At 62.8% G+C, this 19,690-nt stretch carries 21 protein-coding genes; 6 read left to right on the top strand and 15 right to left on the bottom strand.

Going from position 1 to position 19,690, the window contains the following annotated elements; translation table 11 throughout:
* Positions 1-82 precede the first annotated feature (82 nt).
* Complete coding sequence (gene phoR, locus QCL51_RS24780; protein WP_021785265.1) at positions 83-1,390, bottom strand: phosphate regulon sensor histidine kinase PhoR; 1,308 nt, start codon at positions 1,388-1,390, stop codon at positions 83-85.
* A gap of 48 nt (positions 1,391-1,438) precedes the next feature.
* Positions 1,439-2,128, bottom strand: coding sequence for a phosphate regulon transcriptional regulator PhoB (gene phoB / locus QCL51_RS24775; protein WP_003253341.1), 690 nt, complete (start codon positions 2,126-2,128; stop codon positions 1,439-1,441).
* A gap of 173 nt (positions 2,129-2,301) precedes the next feature.
* Here phoB and QCL51_RS24770 point away from each other — a divergent pair, with 173 nt between their 5' ends.
* Positions 2,302-2,673 carry a hypothetical protein gene (locus tag QCL51_RS24770; protein ID WP_028697463.1) on the top strand — a complete coding sequence of 124 codons (372 nt, stop codon included), beginning with the start codon at positions 2,302-2,304 and terminating at the stop codon, positions 2,671-2,673.
* 120 nt (positions 2,674-2,793) lie between these two features.
* On the opposite strand, the gene ubiA is transcribed toward QCL51_RS24770, so the two are convergent.
* Both ubiA and QCL51_RS24760 read right to left on the bottom strand, forming a co-directional pair.
* Positions 2,794-3,684, bottom strand: a complete 891-nt coding sequence (ubiA, locus tag QCL51_RS24765) for a 4-hydroxybenzoate octaprenyltransferase (protein WP_004575206.1) — start codon at positions 3,682-3,684, stop codon at positions 2,794-2,796.
* Positions 3,684-4,241 carry a chorismate lyase gene (locus QCL51_RS24760; RefSeq protein WP_021785263.1) on the bottom strand — a complete coding sequence of 186 codons (558 nt, stop codon included), beginning with the start codon at positions 4,239-4,241 and terminating at the stop codon, positions 3,684-3,686. The genes ubiA and QCL51_RS24760 overlap by 1 nt, the downstream gene beginning before the upstream one ends.
* Positions 4,242-4,464: 223 nt before the next feature.
* Between QCL51_RS24760 and QCL51_RS24755 the strand changes: the two genes are divergently transcribed.
* From QCL51_RS24755 to QCL51_RS24740, 4 genes are all read left to right on the top strand, one after another.
* Positions 4,465-4,632 carry a rubredoxin gene (locus QCL51_RS24755; protein ID WP_003253349.1) on the top strand — a complete coding sequence of 56 codons (168 nt, stop codon included), beginning with the start codon at positions 4,465-4,467 and terminating at the stop codon, positions 4,630-4,632.
* A 16-nt stretch (positions 4,633-4,648) separates the two neighbouring features.
* Positions 4,649-5,797 (top strand): FAD-dependent oxidoreductase, encoded by a 1,149-nt coding sequence (locus tag QCL51_RS24750; RefSeq protein ID WP_021785262.1) that lies wholly within the window; start codon positions 4,649-4,651, stop codon positions 5,795-5,797.
* Between the two features lie 187 nt (positions 5,798-5,984).
* Entirely contained in the window at positions 5,985-6,281 is a 297-nt protein-coding gene (locus QCL51_RS24745; RefSeq protein ID WP_021785261.1) for an HU family DNA-binding protein, read from the top strand.
* Positions 6,282-6,428: 147 nt separating this feature from the next.
* A complete protein-coding gene (locus tag QCL51_RS24740; RefSeq protein ID WP_021785260.1) occupies positions 6,429-6,803 on the top strand; it encodes an SCP2 sterol-binding domain-containing protein in 375 nt (124 codons plus the stop codon).
* 164 nt (positions 6,804-6,967) lie between these two features.
* Here the strand turns inward: QCL51_RS24740 and QCL51_RS24735 are convergent, their stop codons facing one another.
* The 6 genes from QCL51_RS24735 to exbB form a co-directional block, all read right to left on the bottom strand.
* The gene (locus QCL51_RS24735; protein ID WP_101195984.1) at positions 6,968-8,371 is read right to left on the bottom strand and encodes an aminoacyl-tRNA deacylase and HDOD domain-containing protein; all 1,404 of its coding nucleotides are present in this window, start codon (positions 8,369-8,371) and stop codon (positions 6,968-6,970) included.
* Between the two features lie 78 nt (positions 8,372-8,449).
* Positions 8,450-10,528, bottom strand: a complete 2,079-nt coding sequence (gene recG, locus QCL51_RS24730) for an ATP-dependent DNA helicase RecG (protein ID WP_028697464.1) — start codon at positions 10,526-10,528, stop codon at positions 8,450-8,452.
* A gap of 3 nt (positions 10,529-10,531) precedes the next feature.
* On the bottom strand, positions 10,532-11,458 hold the full coding sequence (locus tag QCL51_RS24725) for a hydrogen peroxide-inducible genes activator (protein WP_012274839.1): 927 nt from the start codon (positions 11,456-11,458) through the stop codon (positions 10,532-10,534).
* 94 nt (positions 11,459-11,552) lie between these two features.
* The gene (locus tag QCL51_RS24720; RefSeq protein ID WP_021785257.1) at positions 11,553-12,284 is read right to left on the bottom strand and encodes an energy transducer TonB; all 732 of its coding nucleotides are present in this window, start codon (positions 12,282-12,284) and stop codon (positions 11,553-11,555) included.
* Complete coding sequence (gene exbD, locus QCL51_RS24715) at positions 12,281-12,709, bottom strand: TonB system transport protein ExbD (protein WP_003253367.1); 429 nt, start codon at positions 12,707-12,709, stop codon at positions 12,281-12,283. Before exbD ends, QCL51_RS24720 begins: the two co-directional genes overlap by 4 nt.
* A gap of 3 nt (positions 12,710-12,712) precedes the next feature.
* Entirely contained in the window at positions 12,713-13,687 is a 975-nt protein-coding gene (gene exbB / locus QCL51_RS24710; RefSeq protein ID WP_021785256.1) for a tonB-system energizer ExbB, read from the bottom strand.
* Between the two features lie 191 nt (positions 13,688-13,878).
* On the opposite strand from exbB, the gene QCL51_RS24705 reads away from it, so the two are divergent.
* Positions 13,879-14,736 carry an SDR family oxidoreductase gene (locus QCL51_RS24705; RefSeq protein ID WP_338444441.1) on the top strand — a complete coding sequence of 286 codons (858 nt, stop codon included), beginning with the start codon at positions 13,879-13,881 and terminating at the stop codon, positions 14,734-14,736.
* A 168-nt stretch (positions 14,737-14,904) separates the two neighbouring features.
* On the opposite strand, the gene QCL51_RS24700 is transcribed toward QCL51_RS24705, so the two are convergent.
* The 5 genes from QCL51_RS24700 to QCL51_RS24680 all read right to left on the bottom strand — a co-directional run bounded on the left by QCL51_RS24700 (position 14,905) and on the right by QCL51_RS24680 (position 19,642).
* Positions 14,905-15,636, bottom strand: coding sequence for a hypothetical protein (locus tag QCL51_RS24700; protein ID WP_021785254.1), 732 nt, complete (start codon positions 15,634-15,636; stop codon positions 14,905-14,907).
* 57 nt (positions 15,637-15,693) lie between these two features.
* On the bottom strand, positions 15,694-16,074 hold the full coding sequence (locus QCL51_RS24695; protein WP_003253379.1) for a RidA family protein: 381 nt from the start codon (positions 16,072-16,074) through the stop codon (positions 15,694-15,696).
* A gap of 23 nt (positions 16,075-16,097) precedes the next feature.
* Positions 16,098-18,206 carry a bifunctional GTP diphosphokinase/guanosine-3',5'-bis pyrophosphate 3'-pyrophosphohydrolase gene (spoT, locus tag QCL51_RS24690; RefSeq protein ID WP_021785253.1) on the bottom strand — a complete coding sequence of 703 codons (2,109 nt, stop codon included), beginning with the start codon at positions 18,204-18,206 and terminating at the stop codon, positions 16,098-16,100.
* Between the two features lie 59 nt (positions 18,207-18,265).
* Entirely contained in the window at positions 18,266-18,529 is a 264-nt protein-coding gene (gene rpoZ / locus QCL51_RS24685) for a DNA-directed RNA polymerase subunit omega (protein WP_003253383.1), read from the bottom strand.
* A gap of 240 nt (positions 18,530-18,769) precedes the next feature.
* A complete protein-coding gene (locus tag QCL51_RS24680) occupies positions 18,770-19,642 on the bottom strand; it encodes a LysR family transcriptional regulator (protein ID WP_021785252.1) in 873 nt (290 codons plus the stop codon).
* Positions 19,643-19,690 lie beyond the last annotated feature (48 nt).

The following is a 19,690-nucleotide window of genomic DNA, read 5'->3' as shown; positions in this document are numbered from 1 at the left end:
CGCAAAAGCAAAGGGCAGCGGATTTATTGCGGTCCCTGCGGGAGCGGGCGGGCCCGCGAAGGGCTGCGCATCAGCGCCAATCTCAAGCCTTTTCGTTGGCCAATTGTGCTGGCGCAAAGTGACAGGTAAAGGTGCTGCCATGCCCCGGTACACTGCTGATTTCCAGCTTGCCGCGGTGGCGCATCAGCACATGCTTGACGATTGCGAGCCCCAACCCGGTCCCGCCGGTATTCGATGCACGGCTGGAGTCTACCCGGTAGAAACGCTCGGTCAGGCGTGGCAAGTGCTTGGCATCGATGCCCACCCCCGAGTCCTGCACCGACAGATGAGCGCCCTGGGCATCGACCCACCAGCGGATGCGGATGTTGCCTTCGTCCTGGGTGTACTTGACTGCATTGAACACCAGATTGGAAAAGGCACTGCGCAGTTCCGACTCGCTGCCCTTCAGCTTCACGCCGGGCGCAGCTTCCAGGCTGATGTGCTGGTTGCGCGGCCCGGACAGGGCCTGGGCGTCGTTCTTGATGGCGGCGAGCAGGGCATCGACTGCCACCGGCTGGTTGTCCGATGGGTAATCGGTGGCTTCCAGTTTGGCCAGTAGCAATAAATCGTTGAGCAGGGTTTGCATGCGCGAGCCTTGCTGGCTCATCTGCTGCAGGGCGCGGCTCCACCGCGGGTTCACGTCTTCGACGTTGTCCAGCAGGGTTTCCAGGTAGCCGGTGATTACCGTCAGTGGTGTGCGCAGCTCGTGGGACACGTTGGCGACGAAGTCCTTGCGCATCTGTTCCAGCTGGTGGATGCGGGTGACATCGCGCACCAGCATCAGGTGTTCATTGTTGCCGTAGCGGGTGATGTGCAACTGCACGCGCATGCGGTCATTGATCGGCGAAGGGATTTCCAGCGGTTCGAGGTAGTTTTCCGCCTCGAAGTACTCTTTGAAGAGCGGGTGGCGCACCAGATTGGTCACCTGCTGGCCACCGTCCTGTGGTGTCTTGAAGCCCAGCAGGGTCTCGGCGGCGCGGTTCCACCATTCCAGGTTGCCGTCGCTGTCGAGCATGATTACCGCGTCACGCAGTGCGGCGGTGGACTCCTGCACCCGGTCGATCACTGCCTGTAGGCGGCCCCGCACGCGCTGGTCGCGGCGTTGCAGGTGGTAGATGCTATCGAATACCTCGCCCCACAGGCCGTAGCCATCGGGCGGTGCTTCGTCGGGTTGGTGATTGCGCAGCCAGTCGTGCAAGCGCAGCAGTTGCTTGAGGGTCCAGCCCAGATAGAGCGCCAGGCCAATGGCCAGGCTCCAGCCGTAGTAGCCGCTTACCAGCCCGCCGATCAGGCAGATGGTAATCAGCAACAGCAGATGGCGAATCAGGGTTGCGTGCCAGTTCTGGTTCAATTGACGGTCCTTGTACAACGACGTGCAGCTTGGCGCTCTGGAACTCGATCAGCTCTTGGTCGAGAAGCGGTAGCCAGTGCCCCGGACGGTTTGTACCAGATTCTCGTAAGCCTCACCCAGTGCCTTGCGCAAGCGACGGATGTGCACGTCGACGGTACGTTCCTCGACATAGACGTTGCCGCCCCACACCTGGTCCAGCAGTTGGCCTCGGGTATAGGCGCGTTCCTGGTGGGTCATGAAAAACTGCAGCAGGCGGTATTCGGTAGGGCCCATCTCGGCCGGCTTGCCGTCGATGGTCACGCGGTGGCTGATCGGATCGAGCAGCAGGCCACCGACCTCGATCGGCGCTTCGCTGTCGCTCGGGCCAGTGCGGCGCAGCACGGCTTTCAGTCGCGCGACCAGTTCACGCGGCGAGAACGGTTTGGTGATGTAGTCGTCGGCGCCCACTTCCAGGCCCTGGATCTTGTTGTCCTCTTCACCCTTGGCGGTGAGCATGATGATCGGGATATCACCGGTCAACTCGTCGCGCTTCAGGCGGCGGGCCAGCTCGATGCCGGAGGTGCCCGGCAGCATCCAGTCGAGCAGTATCAGGTCCGGTTTGCGGTCGACGATGATCGCGTGTGCCTGTTGGGAGTTTTCCGCTTCCAGGCAGTCATAGCCGGCCATTTCCAGGGCAACGGCGATCATCTCGCGAATGGGCGCTTCGTCGTCGACGATCAGAATGTTCCTGCCTACCATGCTCAAAACCTCTCCTGGATTCGGTGTCTTGGCCCGCATTAGATAACGGAATTATTGCAGCTGTGTGACAGGGTGTTGGCCGTTCTGGCGACATTCCATGACTGAACTAGGCTACAGAGGGCCGCTTTAATGGCAACCCGAACCCATTTCCCCCCGAAACAATGGTGAATCCAATGACACGACATACGCTGAGCTGGATGGCCCTTTTCACTGCGTTGGCGCTCCCGGGGGTGGCGTTGGCCCACCATGCCATGGAGAAGGATGGCAAGTGGGTCGATCATGCCGGCATGACCCTGTACACCTTTGACAAGGATGCGGGCGGCAAGTCGATGTGCAATGGCGAGTGCGCCAAGAACTGGCCACCTTTGATGGTCAAGAAAGAAGACGAAGCACCTAAGGATAAATGGACCCATGTAACGCGTGACGACGGTTCGATGCAGTGGGCTTACGACGGCAAGCCACTGTATACCTTCATCAAGGACAAGAAGGCCGGTGACATGACCGGTGACGGCATGAAAGACGTCTGGCACGTTGCCAAGCCTTGAGACAGCCGGGGCCGCTGTGCGGCCCATCGCGACACAAGGCCGCTCCCACATGGTTCGACGTACGCTGATCAATGTGTGCGGCCTTGTGTCGCGATGGGCTGCGCAGCAGCCCCAAACTACTCAGCGCAACGCGTAATCCAGCACCACCCCGATAAACACCAGCATCCCCGCCCAGTGGTTGTGCAGAAACGCCTTGAAGCACGATTCCCGGTCCAGCTTGCGTGTTGACCAGTATTCCCAGGCAAAGCACGCCGCCGCACCCAGCAACCCAAGGTGGAACCAGCCACCCAGGTCGAAGCGGCTACCGGCCAGCAACAGGCAGCCCAGCGACAGCAACTGCAGGGTCAGGATGATGCTGCGATCAGCGTCGCCGAACAGGATCGCAGTGGATTTCACACCAATTTTCAGGTCGTCATCGCGGTCGACCATGGCGTAATAGGTGTCATAACCCACCGTCCACAGCAGGTTGGCGATATACAGCAGCCAGGCGCCGGCCGGCAATTCACCGCCAGCGGCTGTGAAAGCCATGGGAATGCCCCACGAATACGCCGCCCCCAGCACCACCTGCGGGTAGTAGGTGTAGCGCTTCATGAACGGGTAGCAGAACGCCAAGGCCACCGCCCCGAACGACAGCCAGACGGTGCGGCTGTTGGTGCACAGCACCAGCAGGAAACTCACCCCGACCAGAATCGCGAACAGTGTCAGCGCCTCGCGTGGCCGCACCCGGCCACTGGCCAGGGGGCGGTCGGCGGTCCGCTTGACATGGCCGTCAACCTTGCGGTCGGCAAAGTCGTTGATGCAGCAGCCGGCCGCGCGCATCAGCACCACACCAAGGCCGAAAATGAGCACATTGGCCAGGGTTGGTGACCCGTTGCCGGCAATCCACACTGCCGACAGGGTCGGCCACAACAGCAGGTAGATGCCTATCGGTCGGTCCATGCGGCTGAGCTGGACGAAGTCCCAGGCCCGTGGGTGCAGGCGGTTGAGCGACTTGAGCAGTTGCAGGTACATCAGCGGTTTTCCTCCTTGGCCGCTTGCCACAATGCCGGCAGGAACACTTCTGCCACCAGTAGGTCCAGGCCGTTGCGCTCGAAGCGCGAGCGGCGGCCCCAAAGCGCCGCATGTGCTGCTTCGGACGGCAGCCAGGCCTGTGGGTAACTGCACACTTCAAGTGGATGACGGATGAACGCCTGGTCGCAGAACAGCAACTCGCCCAGCGAGCGGCTGCCCAAGCTTTCCAGGTCCAGACCACCACGTTCCAGGGCGCTGCGGCTGGCCACGCTGCGGGCGAATACCCAAGGTTGGCCATGGCCGCGCAGGTACACTTCGCGCACCCAGCCTTCGGAACCGGCAGCGATGCCCAGCGCTTGGCATTCGTCATCGCGCAGCGGCTGCCAGCCCTCGAACAGCGGGGTGACGGAAAAGTGATCAATGGACAGACGGGTCAGGCGGCGGGTCAGCGAGCCCTCGTCGAACAGCCAGTCTAGGGTGGGCTGGTCGATGTCGGTCGCCAGTTGTGAATACGGCAGCCACGCGACAGCGGCTGCTTGCGGGGATTCGTACGACACGTCGGTATGCTTTGTTACTGCCAGAGAGGCGGCGAGCTTAGCATGATTGCCCCAACTGCTTGCATACTGCCGGCAGGGCCGCTACAAAGCCCCCACGCATTGCGTGCTGGCCCCGTTCGCGGGCAAGACCGCCAGGCCCTTCGCGGTCGCTGCAGCAGCGGGCTTGCCCGCGAAGTGGCCATCAGCAGCACAAGCCCCAGCCTGAACCGAGGAAATAGACCTGATGAAAAAGTGGCAATGTATTGTCTGTGGCCTGATCTACGACGAAGCCGAGGGCTGGCCCGACGACGGCATCGCCCCCGGCACCCGTTGGGAGGATGTGCCTGAAGACTGGCTGTGCCCCGACTGTGGCGTCGGCAAAAGCGACTTTGAAATGATCTCCATCGGTTAATCGAGGAAAGCACGACATGACGTCCCCTGTGGTAATCATCGGTACCGGCCTTGCGGGCTACAACCTGGCCCGTGAATTTCGCAAGCTCGATGCGCAGACGCCGCTGTTGCTGATCACCGCCGACGATGGTCGTTCCTACTCCAAGCCGATGCTTTCCATGGGCTTTGCCAAGCAGAAGGACGCCGACGGCCTGTGCATGGCTGAGCCGGGCGCTATGGCCGAGCAACTTAATGCCGAGATCCGCACCCATACCCGCATCAGCGGCATCGACCCGGGGCACAAGCGGCTGTGGATCGGCGAAGAGGCCGTGGAGTACCGCGACCTGGTGCTGGCCTGGGGGGCGCAGACCGTGCAGGTGCCGATCGAGGGTGATGGCGGCCATCTGGTGTTCCCGATCAACGACCTGGAAGACTACGCGCGCTTCCGTGCGGCCGCCGCTGGCAAGCAGCGTGTGCTGATCCTCGGTGCCGGTCTGATCGGCTGCGAATTTGCAAACGACATGAGCCTGGGCGGCTTCGAGGTCGACGTTGTGGCTCCGTGCGAACAGGTCATGCCGACCCTGCTGCACCCGGCCGCTGCGGCGGCAGTGCAGGGTGGGCTGGAGAGCCTGGGTGTGCGCTTCCACTTGGGGCCGGTGCTGACCCGCCTGCAGCAGGTGACCCAAGGCCTGGAGGCACACCTGTCGGATGGCCGCGTGATCGTCTGCGACTTGGTGGTTTCGGCCATCGGCCTTCGCCCACGTACCGACCTGGCTGCCGCGGCCGGCCTGCAGACCAATCGTGGCGTAAGCGTAGACCGCGAGCTACGTACCTCACACGCCAACATCTTCGCCCTTGGCGACTGTGCCGAAGTCGATGGCATCAACCTGCTGTATGTGATGCCGCTGATGAGCTGTGCCCGGGCGCTGGCGCAAACCCTGGCGGGCAAGCCGACGGCCGTTTCCTACGGGCCGATGCCGATCACCGTGAAAACCCCGGCCTGTCCGCTGGTTGTCTCGCCGGCGCCACAGGGCTGCGAAGGCATCTGGCAGGTAGAGGGGCAGGGCAGTGACCTCAAGGTGCTCTGCCTAGATGCCGACGGCAAGCTGCTGGGCTACGCCCTCACCGGAGCGGCGGTGATGGAGAAGCTGGCGCTGAATCGTCAGTTGCCAGCGGTTATGGCGTAAATAGCGCGCGTTCTGTCGGATTTATCCTGTTGTTGCCTGCACAATGGCCGCCCAGATACTGGCGCGGCCCCTGAGCTCGTGCCATTCTCACTCCCGTCTGCCGCAGATTAGAGCCTGCGGTGCCTTGAGCGCTGCTCCCAGAGGCAGCACGGCATAACAACAAGAATTCCGTCAAAGAGGCTTCACTATGCGCAAACCAGAACTCGCCGCCGTCATCGCCGACAAGGCTGACCTGACCAAGGAAAAGGCCAATCAGGTTTTGAACGCGATTCTCGACAGCATCACCGGTGCCCTGGACAAGGACACCGTGACCCTGGTCGGTTTCGGCACCTTCGAAAAACGTCATCGCGGTGCGCGTACCGGCAAGAACCCGCAGACTGGGGAGCCGGTCAAGATCAAAGCCAGCAACACCGTGGCCTTCAAGCCAGGCAAGAACCTGCGCGATGAAGTTAACGAAGCCAAACCTGCCAAGAAGGGCAAGTAATCGCTCCCTGGCAACCCAGTTTCAGCCAAGCGGGCGCCCCGGGGCGCCCGTTGTGCTTTCTGCAGGCAAGATGCTTCTAACTTGCATAAATAGTTCTGGAAAAGGATAGACTGCGCGCCTTAGTCACTTTTCGTTCGAGGCGCGTTGATGAAGTTCCGCTTTCTTCTCTGGGCCATGGGGCTGTTGATGGCCAGGGCCAGCCGTAATAACCCCGCTTTCCAGCAGCAGCTCAAAGGCAAGAACCTGGTATTCCAGATGCAAACCCTGGACGGCAAGGTCGCCCGGCACTTCATCGTCGAGAACGAGCGCATCAGCAGCAAGGGCGGCGCGCACCCCCAGCCGGCGTTCGCCATTGCCTTCAAGGACGCTGCCTACGGCTTCGCCACCATGCAGGCGGGTAACAAGCAGCTGGCGTTCATGCAAGGGATTCAGGACAAGCACATCCAGATCAAGGGCAACCCGGCGTTGGTGATGTGGTTTCAGGGGTTGATGAAATACCTGAAACCGAAGAAGAAAGGTTGAAACCCGACGGGGATGCTGTGGGAGCGGGCGTGCCCGCGAAACAAGCGACGCGGTGCATGGCACCGGCTTCGCCGGTGTTCGCGGGCAAGCCCGCTCCCACAGGGATTGCGCCAGCTTTTAGAAGTTGAGCAAGACAGTTGCTCCCACAGGGTATGCGTTAATGCTTAATGCGGTGCGTGGAACTGCGAAGCCAGCTCACGCAACAGGTTCTCGGCTTCGAGCACCTTGTTCACCACATCCTCAGCCTTGTCCCGGGTAATGCCCAGGCGTTCCAGCAGCTCGTCAGGAATCTCTTCCTGCGGCCCTGAGCCTATGCCTCGCGAGCGCAGCAGACGGGTGGCCAGGCACACCAGGTTGGGGAACGCGAAATATTCGCCTTCGTAGGCCGGGTCGTGCTGAAAGCGCAAGGCAGTCGACAGCTCTTCCGGCATGTCCCACAGCTTCATCAGCCAGGTACCGATCTGTTCGCGGCTGATGCCCAGCAGGTGTTGTTCCACGTAGGTGTGGTTCAGATGCGGGTTGACCTCAAGGTGGCGGCAAATCAGCGAGAAGTGCGGTGGGAACACATGCGCCAGCAGCAGATAGCCGAAGTTGTGCAGTAGCCCGGCCAGGTAGGTCAGCCCGGCCTCGGGGCGTTCTGCGCGAGGCATGGCGCGGGTCAGGCCTTCGATGATCGCGGCGGTGTAGATCGACTGTTGCCAGTAGGGCGTGGCCTGCTGTGGGTGGTCTTTTGGCAGGCTCAAGGTCTTGCCCAGCGCCAGGCCCAGGGCCAGGTTGATCACCAGGTCGAAACCCAGCACACGCACGATGGCGTCTTCCACCGAGCGAATCTTGCCCGGCGAACCATAGTAGGGCGATGCGGCCCAGCTCACCACCTGTGCCGCCAGCGCCGGGTCGGTTTCGACCACGCCGGTGATATCGTCGATGCTGGCGTTGGGATCTACCCGCAGCTTGATGATCTTCTGCGCGGTGTCGGCGAGCGGAGGAATTTCGATGGTTTCTTCCAGGCGCTTCTGAATGCGTCGGGCGGTGAAGGCCTGGACGGCATTGGTGATTTCCCGGGTGTCGTCATCGGGGCGGTCGAGGTTGGGGCTGATCGCTTCGACTTGCTGGCCGAAGCTGCTGGCGCTGGCCTTGGCCAGCATGCGCTTGAAGTGTGCGCGTTCGATTTCCAGCAACAGGCCGGCTTCGCCGGACTGGATAAAGACAGTTTCGGTGTCGAGCAGGGCCTTTTCGTACTGACATGGCGAACTGGTCAGCGCCGGGATGCCCGGCAGCGCCTTGAGGTGGTGCTTGTCGAGCATCTGCTTCAGTCGCGGTACCGACACGGCGGTCAGCTTGCGCCCGGTCAGCTCGGCCAGGCGGTTGAGGTCCAGCAGGTGGCTCTGCGGGAACAGCACCATGAGGGCGCCGACCTCGTCGTCGAGAAGGACAGCCTGCACCCGCGAAGCCGCAGGCAGGTGCGGGTGTTCGACCACCTGACGGAAGGGCACGCCAAGTTTGTCGAGCAGCAGCCTGATGACGGAGGGGGCGTGTGGGGTTGCGGTGTCCAGGGCAACTTCAGTCATGGTCCGTATCCACTGATTCTTTTAAACGCGAAGTATAACCAGCCTGCGAGCAAATCTGGATCCATTCTGGGACTGGCGTCACACTTGGCCATATTGTTGGCCATGGCGCAGCCAGCGGTCCAGCAGCGGGCTGACGTGTTCCGGCCAGCGTGATACCAGGGCCTGAGCCGCGTCGCGCACGGCCGGCAGCAGGTCCGCGTCGCGCATCAGGTCGGCGACCTTGAACTGCAGCAGACCGGTCTGGCGGGTGCCGAGCATCTCGCCCGGGCCACGCAGTTCAAGGTCTTTTTCGGCAATGATGAAGCCGTCGTTGGTCTCGCGCATGATCCCCAAGCGCTCGCGGCCTATCTGCGACAGCGGCGGGTGGTACAGCAGCACGCAATGGCTCACGGCGCTGCCCCGACCAACCCGGCCACGCAGCTGGTGCAACTGTGCAAGGCCCAGGCGCTCGGGGTTCTCGATGATCATCAGGCTGGCGTTGGGCACGTCCACACCCACCTCGATGACCGTGGTGGCGACCAGAAGCTGCAGGTTGCCAGCCTTGAACTCGGCCATGATCTCGGCTTTTTCCGCCGGCTTCATGCGCCCGTGGATCAATCCTACCCTCAGCTCGCCAAGCGCGCTGCCAAGCTCCTCGTAAGTGCTTTCGGCGGCCTGGCAGGTGAGTTCTTCGGACTCTTCGATCAGCGTGCATACCCAGTAGGCCTGGCGCCCCTCGGCGCAGGCGGCGCGTACCCGCTCGACCACTTCGAAGCGGCGGCTGTCGGCCACCAGCACGGTGTTCACCGGCGTGCGCCCTGGCGGCAATTCGTCGAGCACCGAAGTGTCCAGGTCGGCGTAGGCGCTCATGGCCAGGGTGCGCGGAATCGGGGTGGCGGTCATGATCAGCTGGTGCGGGCACAACTCGCCGGCCACGCCCTTCTTGCGCAGGGCCAGGCGTTGCTGCACGCCAAACCGGTGCTGTTCGTCGATGATCGCAAGGGCCAGGTGCTTGAACCTCACCTCCTCCTGGAACAGCGCGTGGGTGCCGACCACCATGGGTGCACCGTTGGCGATCTGCTCCAGGGAAGCGGCCCGGGCCTTGCCCTTGAGTTTGCCGGCTAGCCAGGCGACTTCGATGCCCAGCGGTTCCAGCCAGCGCCTGAAGGTAATGTAGTGCTGCTCGGCGAGGATCTCGGTGGGGGCCATCAATGCCACCTGATAGCCAGCCTCCAGCGCCTGCAACGCGGCCAGTGCAGCGACCACGGTCTTGCCGGCACCCACGTCGCCCTGCACCAGGCGCATCATCGGTTCGTGCTGGCTAAGGTCATAGGCAATTTCGTTGGCTACCCGCTGCTGCGCGCCGGTCGGCTGGAAACCAAGGTTGGCCAGGTACTGCGCCTGAAGGTGCGTGGCCTTGGGCAGTACCGGCGCACGCAGGCTGCGCAGGCTTTCGCGCAGGCGTTGCTGCGACAGCTGGTGGGTCAGCAACTCTTCGAAGGCCAGGCGGTGCTGGGCCCAGTGCTGGCCTTCGGCGAGCTCGTCGAGGTCGGCGTCGGCCGGCGGGTTGTGCAGGTAGCGTATGGCTTCGTCCAAGGGTGCCAGCTGGTAGTCCCGGGCAAGTTCGTCAGGCAGCCAGTCGGGCAGGCTGCGCGGGCCAAGCAGGGCAAGGCTCTGCTGGCACAACAGGCGCAGGCGTTGCTGGGTAAGACCTTCGGTGGACGGATAGATCGGCGTCAGTGTCTGTTCCACCGGTGGCGGCGGCTCGCTGCCGTTCAGCGCGCGGTACTCCGGGTGGTAGATTTCCAGGCCGGAAGCGCCGGGGCGGGCTTCTCCATAGCAGCGCAGGTGGGTGCCCCGCTTCAGGCCCTCCTTCTGCGCGTTGCTGAAGTGGTAGAAGCGCAATGTCAGTACACCGCTGCCGTCGCCCAGGCGCACCACCAGGCTGCGGCGCTTGCCCATGGTCACATCGGTACCACTGACCACACCCTCGATAACCGCATCCTGGCCCGGACGCAGCTGGCCGATTGGCACCACGCGCGTGCGGTCCTGGTAGCGCAGGGGCAGGTGGAACAACACGTCCTGCAGGTTTTCCAGGCCGACCTTGGCGAGTTTCTCCGCCATTGCCTCGCCCACACCTTTCAGTACTGTGACCGGGACCTTCGACAGCTCACTCATGACTCAGGCCGGTTGTTCCGCAGGGTTTTTGGCGACCGAGCACAGGCGGATCGAATCGGCGAGGATCTCGATGGCCTTTGGCCGCGGGAAACTGGCGCGCCAGGCGATGGCTACCGTGCGGAATGGTGCCGGTGCCGTCAGCGGGCGCACTTCGATGACGCCGGGGGCGTAGTGATGGCTGTGCACGGCCGACAGCGGCAGGATCGATACGCCAAGGCCCGAAGCCACCATGTGACGGATGGTTTCCAGCGAGCTGGACTCGACCGTGGTGTGCCTTGAGCCTTCACCCCCCTTGTTCAGGGTAGGGCAGGCTTCCAGTACCTGGTCGCGGAAGCAGTGGCCCTCACCGAGCAGCAACAGGCTCTTGTCGTTGAGCATGGCAGTGTCGATGGTCTTCTTCGCCGTCCATGGGTGGTCGGCAGGCATCAGGGCGCAGAACGGTTCGTCGTAGAGCGGTAGCGTCAGCACGTCGGCTTCGTTGAACGGCAGGGCGATGATCACCGCGTCCAGTTCGCCGTTGCGCAGCTTTTCGCGCAGTACGTGGGTGAAATTTTCTTCGATGTACAGCGGCATTTGCGGCGCCACGCGGTGCAGCTGCGGGATCAGGTGCGGGAACAGATAGGGGCCGACGGTGTAGATGGCGCCGACCTTGAGCGGGGCGGTCAGCTGATTCTTGCCGGCCTGGGCCAGTTCACGAATGCCTTGGGCCTGCTCCAGTACCTTCTGCGCTTGGGCGACGATGCTTTCGCCGACCGGGGTCAGACGTACTGCGCTTTTGCTGCGCTCGAAGATCAGAACGCCAAGCTCGTCCTCGAGCTTCTTCACACCGACCGACAGGGTTGGTTGGCTCACGTGACAGCGCTCGGCGGCATGGCCGAAGTGCTGTTCCTGGGCGAGTGTGACGATGTAGCGTAATTCGGTGAGGGTCATAACGTGCGTCCATGAAGTTGCGGGCCCAGCATAGCGGCTGCAATCGATAGACGCACGTTATCAGACTTGCCGAATTGTGACAGAAGCAAAAGTCTCAGCGGCGGTCCAGTGAGTAGACGAACGGTGCCACGACTTCAATCGTGCCATTGTTCAGCAACTCGGGTGGCGGCTTGGGTACCTTGCCGGCCCGACGGATCATTTCCAGGGTCGCCCGATCGAGTGAGGCACTGCCTGAACCACCGGCCATGGAGTACGACACGACCTTGCCTTCGGCGTCGACCACGAAGCGCAGGCGGTTCATGCCTTGCAGGCCGCGACGGCGCGCGTCTTCCGGGTAGCGCTTGTACTTGGCCAGGTGGCGCAGCAGGTCGCTCTGCCAGGTTGGCAGTGCTTTGCTGTTGGACGCAATGCTCGGAGCCGGTGCCGCGGACTTCTGCGGTGGCGTGTTGCTGGGCGGTGCGTCCACCGTTTGCTCGGTGGGTGGCGCTTCCTTCGGCGGCTCAGGCTTTTTCTCGGGCTTGGGCGGCTGGGGCTTGGCCTTCGGCTTGGGCGGCTTGGGGATGGCGATCTTGGGCTTGGGCGCTTCTGCCAGCTTCGGCAACGGTGGTTCCTCGACCGGGGCCGGTGGCTGCGGAGCTGCCTTTGGGGGTGGTGGTGGCGCAGGCTCCGGCAACGGTGCCAGTTCGACCATCATCGCTGCCGGGGGCAGCTCGATGGCCTGGGGCACCGACCAGTTGAGCGTCAGCAGCACGGCGACCACGTGCACGCCCAGCACGATCGCCAGGCTGCCACCGTAGCGCGCCATGTTAGAGCGCGTTTTCATCATTTCTTGGCTGCCGTCTCGAGACCTACAAGACCGACTTTCAGGTAGCCGGCCGCGCGCATGTTGTTCATCACTTCCATCAGGTCGCCGTAATCCACGCCTTTGTCAGCCTGGAAGAAGATGGTGGTTTCCTTGTCACCCTTGGTCTTGGCGTCGAGCATCGGGCCAAGCTGGTCGGGTGCAGCCACCTGGTCGTCTCCGACATACAGCTTCTGGTCGGCCTTGACGCTGACGAACACCGGTTTCTCTGGCCTTGGTGCCGGTTTGGCGGTTGAGGCCGGCAGGTCGACTTTGATGTCGACCGTGGCCAAGGGAGCGGCGACCATGAAGATGATCAGCAGCACCAGCATCACGTCGATGAACGGCGTAACGTTGATTTCGTGGTTTTCGGCGAGGTCGTCGCCACCTTCGTTGAGATGCAGGCCCATGGCTTACCCCACTTTCACCATGTGCGGGGCGGCGCGCTCGCTGCCCTGGTGGTCCAGATCACGGCTGACCAGCAGCAGTACCTGGGCGGAGGCATCGGACACCTGCGCCTTGTAACCGGCAATGGAGCGGGCGAAGACGTTGTAGATGACCACGGCCGGGATTGCCGCGACCAGGCCCAGAGCAGTGGCCAGCAGCGCTTCGGCGATACCTGGGGCAACGACGGCCAGGTTGGTGGTCTGGGTCTTGGCGATGCCGATGAAGCTGTTCATGATGCCCCATACGGTACCGAACAGGCCGACGAACGGCGCGGTGGAACCGATGGTTGCGAGGACGCCGGTGCCGCTGCTCATGGTGCGGCCGCTGGCATGTACCAGGCGCTCCAGACGGAAGCTGACGCGCTCCTTGATGCCTTCTTTTTCGCGAGCGTTAGCCGAAAGGCGCATCTCTTCGAGGGCATCGTGGACCAGGGTATGGGCCAGGGTGCCTTCCTTGTTGGAGACTTCGCTGGCTTCTTTCAGGGTGGTGGACTTCTTCAGCTGGGCGATTTCACCACGCAGGCGGCGCTTGGCGCCCATCAGCTCGAAGCCTTTGGCAATCCAGATGGTCCAGGTGATGATGGAGGCGATGGCCAGGCCGATCATGACGATCTTCACCACGATGTCGGCGTTCTTGTACATGCCCCATGGGGACAGGTCATGGGCCATGCCCAGCGAGGTGTCTTCGACCAGGGCTTGAACGCTCGGGTCTGCTGCGGCCGGTGTATCTGCCGGGGTGGTGGCAGTGGCACCAGGCGCAGGCGCATCGACCGGGGCAGCAGCGGGTGTGGCCGGGGCAGTTGCAGCAGCAGGCGTGGCGGCGTTGGTGGTTGGCTCATCGGCCATGGCCACCGGGGCCAGCACCAGGCTGAGTGTCAGCGCGGCGATGGCGCGCCAGGCGCGCGACGGGGTTGGCGAAGCGGAAGGTTGAGTACGTGTCATGCTGGCCGGACCTGATGAAGAAAAAAGTGAGCGTTCTCCAAGGCCTCGATGCAGGCCGAGAACAATTTGGCGGCCATTATTGCAAGTAATTCTTGTTAACAAAAGTAATATTGTAGCTTTTTTCGCCTATGGTCTAGCCGCCCATCGTGTAGCGTGGCCAGGCTGATCAATTGGTCTAGGGGAGTTTAGAGATGTCAGACCTTTCCGTGATGGTGGTGGGTTGTGGTGATGTGGGTGGGCGTCTGGCCAGGCAGATGTTGGCTAAAGGGTGGAAGGTGAGCGGCCTGCGCCGTTCTGTCGATCAGCTGCCCGCTGGGGTTCAGCCGGTTGCCGCAGACTTGGCCGAACCGTCGATGCCGCTGGCCTGGCCACAGGGCGCGCTGGATTACCTGGTGTACTGCGTGGCGGCCAGCCAGCACGATGAGGCGGGTTACCAAGCAGCCTATGTTGATAGCTTGCGCCATGTATTGGCCTGGTTGGCCGAGCGTGGTCAGCGCCCGCGTCGCCTGTTGTTCGTCTCCAGCAGCAGCGTGTATGCGCAGAAGGATGGCGAGTGGGTAGAGGAGGGCGCTGCCACCGAGCCTGAGGGCTATTCCGGGCGAGTTATGCTGGAGGCTGAGCGGTTGGCACTGGCCAGCGGCATCCCGGCGAGCGTGGTCCGCCTGACCGGTATCTATGGCCCAGGGCGCGAATGGTTGCTGAGCCAGGTGCGTCAGGGTTACCGCGTAGCCGAGGAGCCGCCGCTGTATGGCAACCGCATTCATGCCGAAGATGCCGCCAGCCTGCTGGCGTTTCTGCTGCAGGCCGATGCTGATGGCAAGGTGCTGGACGACTGCTACATTGGCGTTGATGACGACCCCGCGCCGCTGGCCGATGTGGTGGCCTGGCTACGGGCGTATATGGGGGTTACCGAATGGTCCGATGAGCAGCGGGTGCGGCGTACTGGCAGCAAGCGCTGTAGCAATGCCCGGGCGCGGGCGCTGGGCTGGGCGCCTGTATATCCGAGCTACAGGGAAGGCTACGCCGCGATTCTGGCAGGAAAAGCCTAGCTGGCAGGTGGCGCGTTCCCTTGTGGGAGTAACTGTCTTGCTCAATTTCTAAAAGCTGGCGCGACCCTGTGGGAGCGGGCTTGCCCGCGAACACGGGCGAAGCCCGTACCATCCACCGCGGTGTCTTCTTCGCGGGTAAACCCGCTCCTACAGGGACCGCGCATCATCTCAGCTGCGCTCCAGCGCCCACTGACGCTTGCCCGGTGCCAGTTCCGGCATTTCATCCGGCTGCGCACGGTTCACTGCCTGGAAAATCTCCAGCTTGTCGCCATCGCGCTTGATGATGAACGGTGCACCGCGCTGGTTGCGCTCCAGCCACAGGCTGTCATTGCTGCCACCCATGGTCGCACAATCACCCGCCAGGCACAGGGCGAAGCGGTCCGGCCCGGGTAGGCCGGTGACGTTGCCGGTGTCGCTGAAGCGCACGCTGGCACCTTTGCCCTGGCCTTCGACGATCTTCCAGTTACCACCCAGGTAGGCCTGGTACAGCGCCTTCTCGAAGCTGCTGCCCAGTGGTGCATTGGCTGTCGCCGGCACCTTGGCGCGCACGAAGGTTTGCTTGGCGCCACTTTGGTCGACGGCCAGCAGCTCGTCGCCATCGAGCGAAAGCTGCTCGGTCTGGCCGCCATGGAAACGGGCCTGCCATTGCTTGTCATTGGCGCTCAGCTGGCCGTCAGCGGCCTCGAAACCATTGCTATAGCTGGCTTGCTGATTGGCCACATCGAGCTTCCACTCGAACACTGGGCCATGCTCATTCAGGGCCTGGCGCAGGCTGCCGGCTTTGACCGCCGCAGTGATGGCTTCCTGGTTGATCCAGATGCCGTTGAAGTCTTCGGGTTTGTGGCTGGTGCAGCCGCCCAGTAGCAGGGCTGCCAGCGCGAAGGGCAGTGCTTGACGCATGACGGGGTAACCTTGCGGAGTAAGAAGGGTGACGGGCAGGGGCCCGTCACCAGGGCATCATTCGATGACCAGGATGGCGTCCATTTCGACCTGAGAGCCTTTTGGCAGCGCGGCAACGCCGATGGCGGCGCGGGCTGGGTAGGGCTGTTCGAAGTAGCGGCCCATCACCTCGTTGACCTTGGCGAAGTGGCTCAGGTCGGTGAGGAAGATGTTCAGTTTCACGATGTCCTTGAACGAACCGCCAGCGGCTTCAGCCACGGCCTTGAGGTTCTCGAACACCTGCACGGTCTGGGCCTCGAAGCCTTCGACCAGTTCCATGGTCTTCGGGTCCAGAGGGATCTGGCCCGACATGTACACGGTGTTGCCGGCCTTGATCGCCTGCGAGTAGGTGCCGATGGCGGCAGGGGCCTTGTCGCTGTTGATGACGGTTTTGCTCATGATGACTCCTTGCGGTTGGCGGACTACGTACGCATGCGGGTGATGCGGACCACACCGGTCAGGGTACGCAGCTTCTTGATCACACGCGCCAGGTGCACGCGGTCGTGCACGCTGACCACCAGTTGGACCACGCTGATACGGCCGTCGCGTTCGTCCATGCTGATCTTTTCGATGTTGCCGTCGGCGGCGTTGACGCTGCTGGCCAGCAGGGCGATCAGCCCGCGCTGGTGTTCCAGTTCGACACGCAGTTCGACATTGAACTCGCCAGTGATGTCCTTGGCCCAGGAGAGCTGCACACACTTTTCGGGGTTGTGGCGGATTTCACTGATGTTGCGGCAGTTCTCCAGGTGCACGACCATGCCCTTGCCGGCCGACAGGTGGCCGACAATCGGGTCACCCGGGATCGGCGTGCAGCACTTGGCGTAACTCAGCACCAGGCCTTCGGTACCGCGGATCGCCAGCGGGCCTTCTGGCGCCGGCAGCTGTTCGCCTTCGGCCGACAGCAGGCGGCGCGCGACCACGTAGGCCATGCGGTTGCCCAGGCCGATGTCTTCGAGCAGGTCTTCTATCAGCTCCAGGCGGTACTCGGCGAGAATGGACTGGATGCGTTCCTGGGGGATTTTCTCCAGGCTGCTGTCGAAGCCGGTGAGTACCTTGTTCAGCAGGCGCTCGCCCAGGCTGATGGACTCCGAGCGGCGCTGTTGCTTGAGCGCGTGGCGGATATTCGTGCGTGCCTTGCCGGAGACCACAAAGTTGAGCCAGGCCGGGTTTGGCCGAGCGCCCGGGGCGCTGACGATTTCCACTGTCGAGCCGCTTTGTAGCGGTTCGGACAGCGGCGCCAGGCGGCGGTTGATGCGGCACGCGATGCAACTGTTGCCAACGTCGGTGTGCACCGCGTAGGCGAAATCGACGGCCGTGGAGCCCTTTGGCAACTCCATGATCCGGCCTTTGGGCGTGAACACGTAGACCTCGTCCGGGAACAGGTCGATCTTCACGCTCTCGATGAATTCCAGGGAGTTGCCGGCACGTTGCTGCAGTTCGAGGATACCCTTGACCCACTGGCGGGCACGCGCGTGGCTGCCCTTGGGCTGCTCGTCGTCGTTGGACTTGTACAGCCAGTGCGCGGCGATGCCGTTGTTGGCCATCTCTTCCATTTCGCGGGTGCGGATCTGGATTTCGATGGGCACGCCGTGCATGCCGAACAGGGTAGTGTGCAGCGACTGGTAGCCGTTGGCCTTGGGGATCGCGATGTAATCCTTGAAGCGCCCGGGCAGCGGCTTGTAGAGGTTGTGCACGGCCCCGAGCACGCGGTAGCAGGTGTCCACCTTGTCGACAATGATGCGGAAGGCATACACGTCCATGATCTCGTTGAAGGCACGGCGCTTGCCGCGCATCTTCTTGTAGATGCCATAGAGGTGTTTCTGCCGACCGCTGACCTCGCCCTCGATACCGTCGGCGGCCAGGCAGTTGGCCAGCGAGTGTTCGATCTTGGCGACGATTTCTTTGCGATTGCCGCGTGCGCTCTTCACTGCACGGTGAATCAGCGACGAGCGCATCGGGTGCATGGCCTTGAAGCCAAGGTCTTCGAACTCCACGCGCACATTGTGCATCCCCAGGCGGTTGGCGATGGGGGCGTAGATCTCGAGGGTTTCCTTGGCGATGCGACGGCGTTTTTCGCCAGACAGCACTTCCAGGGTGCGCATGTTGTGCAGACGGTCGGCCAGCTTGACCAGGATCACGCGAATGTCGCGGGCCATGGCCATGGCCATCTTCTGGAAGTTTTCCGCCTGCGCCTCGGCCTTGGTCTCGAAGTTCATCTGGGTCAGCTTGCTGACCCCATCGACCAGTTCGGCCACGGTCTCGCCAAACTGCTGGCTGAGGGCTTCCTTGGCGATGCCGGTGTCTTCGATCACATCGTGCAGCATGGCCGCCATCAGGCTCTGATGGTCCATGTGCATGTCGGCGAGGATGCTGGCCACGGCCAGCGGGTGGGTCACGTAGGGCTCGCCGCTGCGGCGGCGTTGCCCATCGTGGGCCTGTTCGGCGTAGAAATAGGCACGCCGGACCAGGTTGACCTGTTCGGGGCCAAGATAGGTCGAAAGCCGTTCGGCCAAGGCTTCTATACCCGGCATGGGTTCACCTCCTGCCGAGGAAGAGGGCCTTGCGCCGTACGACGTCGACCTGGCATCAATCAGACAGCCTCGTTGTTCTCGTCCTCGAACGCGGCGAACACCGGATCCTCGGTGACGATCTCTTCAGCAGCGATGAACTCGTTGGTGACGATGCCTTCAGCAATTTCACGCAGGGCAACAACGGTTGGCTTGTCGTTTTCCCACGCAACGCGTGGCTCTTTGCCGCCGGTCGCCAGCTGGCGAGCGCGCTTGGTCGAGAGCATGACCAGCTCAAAGCGGTTATCCACGTGTTCCAGGCAGTCTTCAACAGTTACGCGGGCCATGGTCTTCCTCAGTAGCAATTGCGGTGGGCGTGCAGCCCATTAGTGGGCAGGCGGACTCGATAGTATAAAAATTCACCAGCCAATAGGGAAGCGCTGTTTTGCCGGGCGGTACCTGCAAACCCTGCGATGCCTTCTTCGCGGGTGAACCCGCTCCTACAGGGACCGCGTAGCTTGTAGCGGCGGGTTTACCCGCGAAAGAGCCGGAACAGACACCCTCAGTGCATGAGCTTGACGATAACCTCAGAGCATCGCGTCACGCAACCGCGGGGTCAGCTCTTCGAACAGGGTCTGCACCGAGCGCAACGCCCGGCAATCCGGCCGGGTCAGCAGCCACAACTGGGTGTCGCAGCCGGCCAGGGGGCCGCTCAGTGCATCCACCCCGGGCAGCGCATGCACCATGTAATCCGGCAGAGCTGCCACGCCCAGGCCGGCCGTGACCAGTTGGGCGATGGTCGACATGCTGCTGCACTGGTAGCGCGGGCTCAGGCCCGGGTATTGTTGGTTGCGCCAGACCACCGTAGGGTGGTCCTGCATCGAGTCGTCAGGTGCGATCCACGGCACGCTGGCAGGCGACTCGCTCAGGCGCTCGCGCCACTGTGGGTGGCCGCAGACTACATAGGAGGTGGAGCCCAGGTTGCGGCCCACCAGGTGCTCCGGTGGCGTGTTGGTCAGGCGCAGGGCAATATCGGCGTCGCGCCGGCTAAGGTTGGCGAAGGTGTTGGAGGTGCCCATCTCCAGCGACAAGGCCGGGTAGTTGGGCATGAACTCGGCCAGCGCCGGCAGCAACAGGCTGTGCATCACCGCCTCGGTGCAGGTCAGGCGCACCGTGCCGCTGACCACTTGCTCGCCACTGGTCATGGCAATGCGCGCCGCTTCGAGCGCCTGCTCGGCACGTTCGGCCTGTTCGGCCAAGGCCTGGGCGGTGTCAGTCGGCAGATAGCCCTTTCGGCTCTTGACGAACAAGGCGGTGCCCAGCGCCGACTCCAATCGGCGGATCGAGCGGAACACGGTCGAAACGTCGACTTTGAGCAGTTCGGCGGCTTTGGCCAGCGAGCGGCCACGTTCCAGTGCCAGGACCAGAGAGAGGTCGGCGTGGGTAATCTGATATTGCATTGATGCACGCTCTGCTTGCCAAATTGCCAATGTCTGTTGCGTCTGGGC

Source organism: Pseudomonas sp. LTR0, from assembly GCF_036630035.1.
In the GTDB taxonomy this organism is placed as follows: Bacteria; Pseudomonadota; Gammaproteobacteria; order Pseudomonadales; family Pseudomonadaceae; genus Aquipseudomonas; species Aquipseudomonas putida_Y.
This window is presented reverse-complemented; position numbering and strand designations above follow the sequence as displayed.